Raw genomic sequence first — 11,870 nt, forward strand, 5'->3', positions numbered from 1 at the left:
GTCATGCGCCTGCTCGGAATCGACCTCGGCACCGGCTCCGTCAAACTCGTCACGCTCGATGCCGACGGCGTCGAGCGCGCGGTCGCGAGCGAACCTTATGCGCTGTCGTCGCCGCAGCCCGGCTGGGCGGAGATCGCGCCGCACACGTGGTGGCAGGCGCTCGTGCGCGCGGCCGCGCGGCTGCCGGCCGGCGAGCGTGCGCAGGTGGCGGCGATCGGGTTCTCGGGGCAGATGCACGGCGTCGTGCTGATCGACACGGTGGGGCAGCCGGTGCGGCCCGCGCTGCTGTGGCCCGACACGCGGGCGGTGCGCGAAGCGGATGCGGCCGATTGGCCCGCTGCACCGAATCCCGTCGCGCCGGGCATGGCCGGCCCGCTGTTGCGCTGGCTGGCCGCGCACGAACCCGATGCGCTGCGCGACGCGCGCTGGGCCGTGCAGCCAAAGGACTGGTTGCGCATCGCGTTGGGCGGCGACGTCGCGGCCGATCCGAGCGATGCGTGCGCGACCGCGCTCGCGACACCCGACGGCGCATGGGATCTCGCATTGATCGACGCGCTCGGCCTGCCGGTCGACCGGTTTGCGCCGGTCCGTTCGTCGACCGCGCACTGCGGCACGCTCGGCGCGCAGGCTGCGGCTGCGCTTGGCCTGCCTGCCGGCGTGCCGCTGGCGACGGGCGCGGCCGACACCGCATGCGCGGCGCTCGGCAGCGGGCTCGCCGCCGCCGGCGACGCGCTGCTGACGACGGGCAGCGGCGGCCAGATCGTCGTGCTCGCGGATGCGCTGCCGCCCGCGCGACGCGGGCTGCATCGGTATCGCGCGGCGGCCGGCGGCGGCTATTACACGATGGCCGCGATGCAGAACGTCGGGCTTGCACTCGAAGCCGTGCGCGGCTGGCTCGGTTACGCGCGGTGGGCCGATGCGTATGACGATGCGTTCGCCCACGCCGCGTCGGAGCGCCTGTGCTTCCTGCCGTACCTGACGGGCGAGCGTTCGCCGTGGATGAACCCCGATGCACGCGGCGGCTGGCTCGGCCTTGGGCTCGGCGACACGCGCGGCGCGATGATGCGCGCCGCGTTCGAAGGCGTCGCGTTCGCGTTGCGCGCCGGGCTCGATGCGATCCGCGATGCCGATCGCGGCGATCCGGTCGCGACGCTGCGTCTCGCGGGCGGCGGCTCGGTCGATCCGCGCTGGCGCCAGCTGCTGGCCGACGCGCTGGGCGCGTCGCTCCACGCGATCGAATGCCCGAACGCCGCGACGCGCGGCGCCGCGCTGCTCGCGGGCGTCGCGATCGGGCACTGGCGGGAAGACGCGTTGCACGCGCTGGCGCCGGCCGCGTCGCCGGTTGCCGAGCCGCGCGACGATCGCGCGCTGGCCGCGCGCCACGCACGCTTCATCGATCTGTATGCGCGCACGGATGCATGGTTCACGACGGGCGTTTAAACTCGAACACTTGTTCTTTTGCGTCAGCCATGACGCATCGTGGCAAGCCGGCGACCGTTTCCCGCACGCGACGCGCGGCCGAACCGGCCATCATGGCGAGCACGAGATTCTTTCGCCGTGCCGTGCGCGATGCCGCGCGGCGCGGTTTCGACAGCATTGCATGGACCCCGGTGCGAAGCATGGGGCCAGCGTGGGTGCCGACGCACCCATGCCGGTCGACATGAGCGCTGACGCGCCAACCCGGGCCGACCTCACACACGGACAGGAGTCACACGATGAAGACGAAAGCAGCGATTGCATGGAAGGCGGGCGCGCCGCTGACGATCGAGGAAGTCGATCTGGAAGGGCCGCGCGCCGGCGAAGTGCTGATCGAGGTGAAGGCGACGGGCATCTGTCACACCGACTACTACACGCTGTCGGGCGCCGATCCGGAAGGGATCTTCCCGGCGATCCTCGGCCATGAAGGCGCAGGCGTCGTGGTCGACGTCGGCCCCGGCGTCGGCACCGTGAGGAAGGGCGACCACGTGATTCCGCTTTACACGCCCGAATGCCGCGAATGCAAGTTCTGCCTGTCGCGCAAGACCAACCTGTGCCAGAAGATCCGCGCGACGCAGGGCAAGGGGCTGATGCCCGACGCGACGTCGCGCTTCTCGCTCGACGGCAAGCCGCTGTTCCACTACATGGGCACGTCGACGTTCTCGAACTACATCGTCGTGCCGGAGATCGCGGTCGCGAAGGTGCGCGAGGACGCGCCGTTCGACAAGATCTGCTACATCGGCTGCGGCGTGACGACCGGCGTCGGCGCGGTCGTGTACTCGGCGAAGGTCGAGGCGGGCGCGAACGTCGTCGTGTTCGGCCTCGGCGGCATCGGCCTGAACGTGATCCAGGGCGCGAAGATGGTCGGCGCGGACAAGATCATCGGCGTCGACATCAACCCGAAGCGCGTCGAGCTCGCGAAGAAGTTCGGGATGACGCACTTCATCAACCCGAACGAAGTCGAGAACGTGGTCGACCACATCGTGCAGCTGACCGACGGCGGCGCCGACTACTCGTTCGAATGCGTGGGCAACGTGAAGCTGATGCGCCAGGCGCTCGAGTGCACGCACAAGGGCTGGGGCCAGTCGTTCATCATCGGCGTGGCGGCAGCCGGCGAGGAAATCAGCACGCGTCCGTTCCAGCTCGTGACGGGCCGCGAATGGAAGGGTTCGGCGTTCGGCGGCGCGCGCGGCCGCACCGACGTGCCGAAGATCGTCGACTGGTACATGGAAGGCAAGATCAACATCGACGACCTGATCACGCACACGCTGCCGCTCGAGCGGATCAACGAAGGCTTCGACCTGATGAAGGCCGGCGAGTCGATCCGCTCGGTCGTGCTGTACTGACCGGGAGCGCACCGCGATGCTCGAACTCGTTTCCTCGCACGCGTGCCACGGCGGCGAACAGCGTTTCTACCGTCACGATTCGGCGGCCATCGGCCTGCCGATGAAGTTCTCGGTGTACTTGCCGCCGCAGGCCGCGCACGGCCGCGTGCCGGCGCTGTTCTATCTCGCGGGGCTCACGTGCACCGACGAGACGTTCGCGATCAAGGCCGGCGCGCAGCAATACGCGGCGCAGCACGGCCTCGCGCTCGTGATGCCCGACACCAGCCCGCGCGGCGCGGGCGTGCCGGGCGAGACCGATGCGTGGGATTTCGGCGTCGGCGCGGGCTTCTACGTCGATGCGACCGAAGCGCCGTGGTCCGCGCACTACCGGATGGAGTCGTACGTGACGGGCGAGTTGCGCGCGCTCGTCACGGCCGAGCTGCCGATCGACGGCGCGCGGCTCGGGATCTTCGGGCATTCGATGGGCGGGCACGGTGCGCTGACGCTCGCGTTGCGCCATCCGGGCCTGTACCGGTCGGTGTCGGCGTTCGCGCCGATCGCCGCGCCGACACGCTGCCCGTGGGGCGAGAAGGCGTTCTCGGGCTATCTCGGCGCCGATCGTGAAGCATGGAAGGCGCACGACGCGAGCGAACTCGTCGCGCGCGCCGACGCGCCGAAGTTCGCGGACGGCATCCTCGTCGATCAGGGCCTCGCCGATCAGTTCCTCGCGAACCAGCTGAACCCCGACGTATTCGAGGCTGCGTGTGCGAAGGCCGGCCAGCCGCTGACGCTACGCCGCCATCCGGGCTACGACCACGGGTACTACTTCATCTCGACGTTCATCGCCGATCACATCGCGCATCACGCGCGCGTGCTTGCACGATGAGCGGGAAGGGAAGCAGCTGACGCACACGGCGCGCCGCACGATCGCGGCCGCATGAAAAACGCCGGCGCTGCCCTCGGGCACGCCGGCGTTTTTCATTTCGTCGGGCGATGATCCGCCAGGCGGCGATCAGTGACGCCGCAACAGGCTTGCGCCGTACACGAGCGCCGACAGCGCGGTGATCCAGAAGCTCGTCGGCCAGTCGGTGTGATACGCGAGCACGATGCCGAGCCACGCTTCGAACAAAGCGAACAGCGCGGCGAGCAGCACGCCGGTCGACAGCCGCGTCGTCACGTTCTGCGCGGCGGCAGCCGGCCCGACCAGCAGCGTGAACACCAGCAGCACGCCGACGATCTGCGTCGCGGCCGCCACCGCGAGCGCGCACACCGCGAGGAACAGCATCGACACGGTGCGCAGCGACACGCCCTTGGCTTCAGCCAGTTCGGGCTGCAGCGACGCGAACAGCAGCGGCCGCGCGATCAGCGCGAGCGCGAGCAGGCTCACGGCGCCGATGCCGGCGAGCACCGCGAGCGTATCGTGGCTCACCGCGAGCACGTTGCCGAACAAGAGCGCGGTGACCTGCGTCGCGAACGACGTGTAGAAATGCAGGAACAGCAGGCCGAAGCCGAGCGCGCCCGACAGGATCACGCCGATCGCGACGTCGCGGCCCGCGAGCCGTTCGCCGAGCGCGCCCATCCCGATCCCGGCGGCGAGCGTGAAACCGACCATCCCCCAGATCGGCGAGATGCCGAGCAGCACCGCGCCCGTCGCGCCGGTGAAGCCGACGTGCGACAGCGCGTGGCCCGCGAAGGTCTGCCCGCGCAGCACCAGGAAGTAGCCGACGATGCCTGCGAGCACCGCGACGATCCCCGACGCCGCGAAGGCGTTGATCATGAAGTCGTATTCAAACATCGTGAGCATGCCCGGGATGAGCGTGTCCGTGGTGGTGATGGCCGTGGCCGCCGCCACCGCGGTGCGAGTGGCTGTCGTCGTCCTCGTGTTCGTGATCGTGCTTCTCGATCTCGACGTCGCCCGACATCACGAAGATCTTGCCGTTCACGCGCATCACGTCGATCGGCGAACCGTAGAGCCGCGACAGCACGGGCTTCGTGATCACCTCGTCGACGGTGCCGAGCGCGGCAACGCCGTTGCCGAGATACAGCACGCGGTCGAGCGCGTTCAACAGCGGATTCAGTTCGTGCGCGGAGAACAGCACGGTGATGCCAAGCTCGCGCTGCACGTTGCGCACGAGCTCGACCACGCCGCGCTGGTGGTTCGGGTCGAGGCTGATCAGCGGCTCGTCGAGCAGCAGCAGCTTCGGGCTGCCGAGCAGGCATTGCGCGAGCAGCAGGCGCTGCCGCTCGCCGCCGGACAGTTCCGACAGCGGCCGGCGCGCGAGCGCCTGGCCGCCGACGAGATCGAGCACGCGGTCGACGTCGCGGCGCGTCGCCGCATTCGTGTGCGGCAGCCCCCAGCGATGGCCGTCGGCGGCCATCGCGACGAAGTCGTAGCCGCGCATCCTGCGGTTCGCGAGGCCGCTCCTGATCTGCGGCATGTAGCCGATCGACGCGTTGCCGCGCACGACCGGCACGCCGCCGACGGACAGCGTGCCGGCCGACACGGGCACGAGGCCGAGGACCGCGCGCATCAGCGTCGTCTTGCCCGCACCGTTCGGCCCGAGCACGCCGACGAATTCGCCGGGTTCGATCGAGAAGCTGACGTCGCGCAGGATCGTGCGTCCGCCCAGTTCGAGCGTGACGCGATTGACGGCGAGTGCGTGAGGTGTGACGGTCATTTCGTTGCGGTTGCTTATTGCTTGCCGGCGGCCAGCGCGGCCGAGAGCGCGTCGAGCTGGCTGGCCATCCATTGCTGGAAGGACTTGCCGGCCGGCTGCGTCTCGGTGACGCTGACGGTCGGCACGCCGCCGTCGCGCGCGATCTTCAGCATGCGCTTGGTCATCGGTTCTTCAGCCTGGCTGTTGTAGATCAGCACGCGCACCTGCTTCTTGCGCAGGTCGCTCTCGAACGCGGCGACGTCCTGCGCGCTCGCCTCGGTGTCGTTCATCGTCGCGAGCTGGAAGCGCTGGTTGCGCATGTCGAGGCCGATCGCGTCGGACATGTAGCCGAACACGGGCTCGGTGGCCGTGACCGGCACGCCCTTGTACTGCGCGCGCAGCGCGGCAACCTTGTCGTCGACGGGCTTCAGCGACGCGACGAACTTCTGCAGGTTCGCGTCGTACTCGGCCTTGTTCGCCGGGTCGGCGCGGCCAAGCTCGGCCGCGATCGCGCGCGCGGCGGCCGGCATCGTCGCCGGGTCGTACCACAGGTGCGGGTTGTCGCCGGCCTTCTTGCCGACCAGATCGGCGACGACGATCGTCGCGCGCTTCGCCTGCTTCGACGCGCCGAGCAGCTTGCTCATCCACGGATCGTAGTTGGCGCCGTTGTAGATCACGACCTGCGCGTGCTGGAGCGCGCGGGCCGTCTTCGGGCTCGCTTCGAACAGGTGCGGATCCTGGTCCGGGTTGCTGAGGATGTTCGTCACCGCGACATGGCTGCCGCCGATCTGCGTCGCGACGTCGCCGTAGAAATTCTCGGCGGCCACGACGTTGACGGTCGCGGCCTGCGCGAACGCGGGCGCCGCGAGCGACAGGACGGCAACGGTGCTGGCGAGCCAGCGGACAGGCGACAGGGCACGCCGCGGCGCGCGCTTCAGGGCAATGGACATGGAACTCCTCGTTGGAAGGGGCGGCGCTTGCGCCGCACGATACGCGTCAGCGTTGCGCGGGCTTGTGCTTGCAGTGCCCGCACAGGCCGCTCAGCTCGACGACCTGGTGGTGGACTTCGAAACCGTGCGCGGGCTCGCTCGCGGACAACTGCTTGGCGAGGTCGCCGCCGGGAATCTCGACGGTGTCGCCGCACGAATCGCAGATCAGGAACTGGCCTTCGTGCGGCACGCCGATCTCGCAGCACGCGAAGAACGCGTTCTTCGATTCGATCCGGTGGATGAAGCCGTGCTCGACGAGGAAATCCAGCGCGCGGTAGACGGTCGTGGGCGGCACGCGGCCGCGCTGCGGCTCGAGTTCGGCGAGCAGGTCGTACGCGCCGATCGGGCGCTGCGCGGCCAGCACGTGCTCGTAGACCTGGCGGCGCAGCGGCGTCCACGCGAGCCCGTGCTCGGCGGCGAATGCGTCGGCCCGGGTCAGCCGGGCGTCAATGGACGATGAGGTAGCCATGGCGTGAAGCAGGGCGATGAAACAAAGTACGGCGATGATATAACGTATCGCCGCGCCGTGCAGCGCGAATTCCCCTTTCCGTCCCCTTCATCGCGATTCCGACCGCGCCGCACCGCGCGCGCCGCGCCTTGCCGGGCGTGCGCGGCAGGCCGCCACGCTGCGCCGGTGTGCCGCAGCGCATCATAGAAAGCCGTCACGCCGCCTTGACAGCGCGAATCGCGTATCCGATCATTCGATCACTACTAGAGCAATTGATCGGTTGGCGAGCGTTCGCTCACCTCGCAGCCGTCGTAAAGCAGAACGAACCGGAGACAGCCAGTGAGACTGGAAGACAAGGTCGCGATCCTGACGGGCGCCGCAAGCGGCATCGGCGAGGCGGTCGCGCAACGCTATCTGGACGAGGGCGCACGCTGCGTGCTCGTCGACGTGAAGCCGGCAGGCGGCTCGCTCGCGCGGCTCATCGAGGCGAACCCCGGCCGCGCGGTGGCCGTCACCGCGGACGTCACGCGTCGCGACGACATCGAGCGGATCGTCACCACGACGGTCGAACGCTTCGGCGGCGTCGACATCCTGTTCAACAACGCGGCGCTGTTCGACATGCGCCCGATACTCGACGAATCGTGGGACGTGTTCGACCGGCTGTTCGCGGTCAACGTGAAAGGGCTGTTCTTCCTGATGCAGGCCGTCGCACAGCGGATGGTCGAGCAGGGGCGCGGCGGCAAGATCGTCAACATGTCGTCGCAGGCCGGGCGTCGCGGCGAGGCGCTCGTTTCGCACTACTGCGCGACCAAGGCCGCGGTGATCAGCTATACGCAGTCGGCCGCGCTCGCGCTCGCGCCGCACCGGATCAACGTGAACGGCATCGCGCCGGGCGTCGTCGACACGCCGATGTGGGAACAGGTCGATGCGCTGTTCGCGCGCTACGAGAACCGGCCGCTCGGCGAGAAGAAGCGGCTGGTCGGCGAAGCCGTGCCGCTCGGCCGCATGGGCGTGCCGGGCGACCTGACCGGCGCCGCATTGTTCCTCGCGTCGTCCGACGCCGACTACATCACCGCCCAGACGCTGAACGTCGACGGCGGCAACTGGATGAGCTGACATGGTGCCGCTCGCACGCGCCACTTGCCTGCCGGCCTGCGACGCAGCGGCATGGCCGCACGCCGAGGCCGCCGTCGAACGAGGAGGGCACGCCTGATGGCCGAGATCGTCGTCGCCGGCGAACTGCTCGCCGAATTCGTCGCCGCCGGGCGCGGCCAGGGTTTCGATGCGCCGGGGCTGTTCGAGGGGCCGTTCCCGAGCGGCGCGCCGGCGATCTTTGCCGACCAGGCCGCGCGGCTCGGTGCGCGCGTCGCGTATGCGGGCTGCGTCGGCCGCGACGCGTTTGGTGACGCGATCGTCGCGCGGCTCGAACGCGACGGGGTCGACGTCGCGCGCATTCGCCGCGTCGCGCGTCCGACCGGCACCGCGTTCGTCGCGTATCGCGACGACGGCTCGCGCAGCTTCGTCTACAGCCTGTCCACCAGCGCGGCCGCGTGCGTCGATGCGTCCGACGTCGACACCGCGATGTTCGACGGCTGCCGTTATTTCCACGTGATGGGCTCGTCGCTGACGAGCGAATCGGCGATCGCCGCGGTGCAGCGCGGCGTGATCGAGGCGGCGCGCGCCGGCGCGAAGGTGTCGTTCGATCCGAACGTGCGGCACGAAATGCTGGGTTTTCGGCCAATGCGCGCGGCGCTCGACGCGATGCTCGCGGCCTGCCACCTGTTCCTGCCGAGCGAAGCCGACCTGCCGTTTTTCTGCGGGCCGCAGCCGGCCGAGCGCGCGATCGCGGGCCTGCTCGCGACGCATCCGCTGCTCGAGCGTGTCGTGCTGAAACGCGGCGCGCAAGGCAGCGTCGCGTTCGACCGGGCGAACCGCGTGGAAGCGCCCGCGTTCCAGGTCGACGAAGTCGATCCGACCGGCGCCGGCGACTGCTTCGGCGGCACGCTGGTCGCGAGCCTCGTCGCGGGCGTGCCGATCGAGATCGCGCTGCGCCGCGCGAACGCGGCCGGTGCGATCGCGGTCACGCGGCGCGGCCCGATGGAAGGCAACAGCAGTGCAGTCGAAATCGACCGTTTCCTGACCGAACGAGGGATTGCATGTCCGGCCTGACGACCTTCGTCGAGCGTTCGCGCACCGCGCATGCGGACGCCGTGCTGCGGATGATCTTCGACGCGAACCGCGCGGACGCGCAGCGCGGCATTTACGCGATCTGCAGTGCCCACCGGCTCGTGCTGGAGGCCGCGTGCGAAGCGGCGCGCGCGGACGGTTCGCCGCTGCTGATCGAAGCGACCTGCAACCAGGTCAACCATCTCGGCGGTTATACGGGCATGACGCCGGCCGATTTCCGCCGTGACGTCGACGCGATCGCGCAGCGTTGCGGGCTGGCCCCGTCGGCGCTCGTGCTCGGCGGCGACCATCTCGGCCCGAACCCGTGGCGGCATCGCCGCGCGGCCGACGCGATGCGCGAAGCGTGCGCGATGGTCGCCGCGTACGTCGAAGCCGGTTTCGAGAAGATCCATCTCGATGCGAGCATGGCTTGCGCCGGCGATCCGGTGCGGCTCGACGATCGCACGATCGCCGCGCGCGCGGCCGAGCTGTGCCGCGCGGCGGAAGACGCGGCGGCGCGCGCCGGCATCGCGCCCGTCTACGTGATCGGCACCGAGGTGCCGACGCCGGGCGGCGAAGTCGGCGGCAGCGGCAGCGGCGGCGACGCAGCGATCGCACACATTGCGGTCACGCGCAGCGACAGCATCGCGGCCACGCTCGACGCGCACCGCCACGCGTTCGCGGCTGCCGGTCTCGACGATGCATGGACGCGTGTCGTCGCGATCGTCGCGCAACCGGGCGTCGACTTCGACGATCGCCACGTGCTCGACTATGACAGCACAAAGGCCGCCTCGCTCGGCGCGAGTATCCTGCAGATACCGCGCCTCGTGTTCGAGGCGCATTCGACCGACTACCAGACCGAGGGCGCACTCGCCGCGCTCGTGCGCGACCACTTCGCGGTGCTGAAGGTCGGCCCCGCGCTGACGTTCGCGCTGCGCGAGGCGCTGTTCGCGCTGACCTTCATCGAGGACGCATTGATCGATGAGCCCGCACAGCGCTCGCGGTTGCGCGACGTCGTCGACGCCGCGATGCGCGCGCAGCCCGAGCACTGGGCGCCGTACTACCGCGGCGACGAAGCCGAGCAGCGGCTCGCGCGCCAGTTCAGCTACAGCGACCGGATCCGCTACTACTGGCTGCAGCCGGCCGTCGCGGCCGCGGTCGAGCAACTGTTCGACAACCTGGCGCGCCAGCCGGTGCCGGAAACGCTCGTCGCGCAGTGGTTGCCGGACGTGTACGCGGCATGCCGCGCGGGCGGCCTCGAGAAAGAGCCGCGCGCATGGGTGCGCCACCGGATACGCGACGTGATCGCGCACTATGCGCGCGCGTGCGGAATGCAGCGGCCGGCATGACGGGCCGCGAGCGAAACGCAGTACCGACGACACTTCGAAAAAACACAGGAGACATGCCATGCAACGAAAGATGCTCGACGCCGCCGCACGCTGCTTCGCCGGAGCCGCGCTCGCGACGGCGGCCTGCGCCGCGTCCGCCGGCACGCTGACGATCGCGACGCTGAACAATCCCGACATGATCGAGCTGAAGAAGCTGTCGCCGGCATTCGAGAAGGCGAACCCGGACATCAAGCTGAACTGGGTGATCCTCGAGGAAAACGTGCTGCGCCAGCGCGCGACGACCGACATCACGACCGGCAGCGGCCAGTTCGACGTGATGGCGATCGGGACCTACGAGACGCCGCAGTGGGGCAAGCGCGGCTGGCTCGCGCCGATCACCGGCCTGCCCGCCGACTACGACCTGAACGACATCGTGAAGACCGCGCGCGACAGCCTGTCGTACAACGGCCAGCTGTACGCGCTGCCGTTCTACGTCGAAAGCTCGATGACGTTCTACCGCAAGGACCTGTTCGCGGCGAAGGGGCTGAAGATGCCCGACCAGCCGACCTACGACCAGATCGCCGAATTCGCGGACAAGCTCACCGACAAGGCGAAGGGCACCTACGGGATCTGCCTGCGCGGCAAGGCCGGGTGGGGCGAGAACATGGCGTACGTGTCGACGGTCGTGAACACGTTCGGCGGCCGCTGGTTCGACGAGAACTGGAACGCGCAGCTCACGTCGCCGGAATGGAAGAAGGCGATCACGTTCTACGTGAACCTGCTGAGGAAAGACGGCCCGCCGGGAGCGAGCTCGAACGGCTTCAACGAGAACCTGACGCTGATGTCGTCCGGCAAGTGCGCGATGTGGATCGACGCGACGGTCGCGGCCGGGATGCTCTACAACAAGCAGCAGTCGCAGGTCGCCGACAGGATCGGCTTCGCGGCCGCGCCGGTCGCGGTCACGCCGAAGGGTTCGCACTGGCTGTGGGCGTGGGCGCTCGCGATCCCGAAGACGTCGAAGCAGCAGGACGCCGCGCGCAAGTTCATCACATGGGCGACGTCGAAGCAGTACGTCGAGATGGTCGGCAAGGACGAAGGCTGGGCGTCGGTGCCGCCGGGCACGCGTACGTCGACGTATCAGCGCCCCGAGTACAAGGCCGCCGCGCCGTTCTCGGACTTCGTGCTGAAGGCGATCGAGACGGCCGATCCGAACGATCCGTCGCTGAAGAAAGTGCCGTACACGGGCGTGCAGTACGTCGGGATTCCTGAATTCCAGTCGTTCGGCACGGTGGTCGGCCAGTCGATCGCGGGTGCGGTGGCGGGCCAGATGACGGTCGACCAGGCGCTCGCCGCCGGGCAGGCCGCCGCCGACCGAGCGGTGCGGCAGGCCGGCTACAAGAAGTAATGCGGCCCGCACCGTGCGCGGTGGCGCACGGTGCGCGTCGTCGAAGCCGAAAGGCGGGCTGGCCTTCGCGCCCGCG

Annotated in this window: 12 protein-coding genes; 7 read left to right on the plus strand and 5 right to left on the minus strand. The window is 69.5% G+C overall.

Annotated elements, in window-relative coordinates:
- Window positions 1–3: 3 nt before the first annotated feature.
- A complete protein-coding gene (locus HWX36_RS03425) occupies window positions 4–1,440 on the plus strand; it encodes an FGGY family carbohydrate kinase (protein WP_175950887.1) in 1,437 nt (478 codons plus the stop codon).
- On the opposite strand, the gene HWX36_RS03430 is transcribed toward HWX36_RS03425, so the two are convergent.
- Window positions 1,424–1,597, minus strand: a complete 174-nt coding sequence (locus tag HWX36_RS03430; protein WP_175950831.1) for a hypothetical protein — start codon at window positions 1,595–1,597, stop codon at window positions 1,424–1,426. The two genes, HWX36_RS03425 and HWX36_RS03430, sit on opposite strands and share 17 nt — an antisense overlap.
- Before the next feature lie 118 nt (window positions 1,598–1,715).
- Here HWX36_RS03430 and HWX36_RS03435 point away from each other — a divergent pair, with 118 nt between their 5' ends.
- Together HWX36_RS03435 and fghA are read left to right on the plus strand one after the other, a co-directional pair.
- Complete coding sequence (locus HWX36_RS03435) at window positions 1,716–2,822, plus strand: S-(hydroxymethyl)glutathione dehydrogenase/class III alcohol dehydrogenase (protein WP_006483756.1); 1,107 nt, start codon at window positions 1,716–1,718, stop codon at window positions 2,820–2,822.
- A 16-nt stretch (window positions 2,823–2,838) separates the two neighbouring features.
- A complete protein-coding gene (gene fghA / locus HWX36_RS03440; protein ID WP_175950888.1) occupies window positions 2,839–3,687 on the plus strand; it encodes an S-formylglutathione hydrolase in 849 nt (282 codons plus the stop codon).
- A gap of 126 nt (window positions 3,688–3,813) precedes the next feature.
- On the opposite strand, the gene HWX36_RS03445 is transcribed toward fghA, so the two are convergent.
- The 4 genes from HWX36_RS03445 to HWX36_RS03460 are packed head-to-tail and all read right to left on the minus strand — an operon-like array spanning window position 3,814 to window position 6,916.
- A complete protein-coding gene (locus HWX36_RS03445; RefSeq protein WP_175951169.1) occupies window positions 3,814–4,596 on the minus strand; it encodes a metal ABC transporter permease in 783 nt (260 codons plus the stop codon).
- Complete coding sequence (locus HWX36_RS03450) at window positions 4,589–5,479, minus strand: ABC transporter ATP-binding protein (RefSeq protein ID WP_175950889.1); 891 nt, start codon at window positions 5,477–5,479, stop codon at window positions 4,589–4,591. The genes HWX36_RS03445 and HWX36_RS03450 overlap by 8 nt, the downstream gene beginning before the upstream one ends.
- Window positions 5,480–5,493: 14 nt before the next feature.
- Window positions 5,494–6,408, minus strand: a complete 915-nt coding sequence (locus tag HWX36_RS03455) for a zinc ABC transporter substrate-binding protein (protein ID WP_175950890.1) — start codon at window positions 6,406–6,408, stop codon at window positions 5,494–5,496.
- Between the two features lie 46 nt (window positions 6,409–6,454).
- On the minus strand, window positions 6,455–6,916 hold the full coding sequence (locus HWX36_RS03460) for a Fur family transcriptional regulator (RefSeq protein WP_175950891.1): 462 nt from the start codon (window positions 6,914–6,916) through the stop codon (window positions 6,455–6,457).
- A 318-nt stretch (window positions 6,917–7,234) separates the two neighbouring features.
- Here HWX36_RS03460 and HWX36_RS03465 point away from each other — a divergent pair, with 318 nt between their 5' ends.
- The 4 genes from HWX36_RS03465 to HWX36_RS03480 all read left to right on the plus strand — a co-directional run bounded on the left by HWX36_RS03465 (window position 7,235) and on the right by HWX36_RS03480 (window position 11,794).
- A complete protein-coding gene (locus HWX36_RS03465; RefSeq protein ID WP_175950892.1) occupies window positions 7,235–8,011 on the plus strand; it encodes an L-iditol 2-dehydrogenase in 777 nt (258 codons plus the stop codon).
- A gap of 96 nt (window positions 8,012–8,107) precedes the next feature.
- The gene (locus HWX36_RS03470; RefSeq protein ID WP_175950893.1) at window positions 8,108–9,064 is read left to right on the plus strand and encodes a sugar kinase; all 957 of its coding nucleotides are present in this window, start codon (window positions 8,108–8,110) and stop codon (window positions 9,062–9,064) included.
- Complete coding sequence (locus tag HWX36_RS03475; RefSeq protein ID WP_175950894.1) at window positions 9,052–10,410, plus strand: D-tagatose-bisphosphate aldolase, class II, non-catalytic subunit; 1,359 nt, start codon at window positions 9,052–9,054, stop codon at window positions 10,408–10,410. Before HWX36_RS03470 ends, HWX36_RS03475 begins: the two co-directional genes overlap by 13 nt.
- A 58-nt stretch (window positions 10,411–10,468) precedes the next feature.
- Window positions 10,469–11,794, plus strand: a complete 1,326-nt coding sequence (locus tag HWX36_RS03480; protein WP_175950895.1) for a sugar ABC transporter substrate-binding protein — start codon at window positions 10,469–10,471, stop codon at window positions 11,792–11,794.
- Window positions 11,795–11,870: the final 76 nt, after the last annotated feature.

The organism is Burkholderia sp. BCC0405 (assembly GCF_902833075.1).
Lineage (GTDB): Bacteria > Pseudomonadota > Gammaproteobacteria > Burkholderiales > Burkholderiaceae > Burkholderia.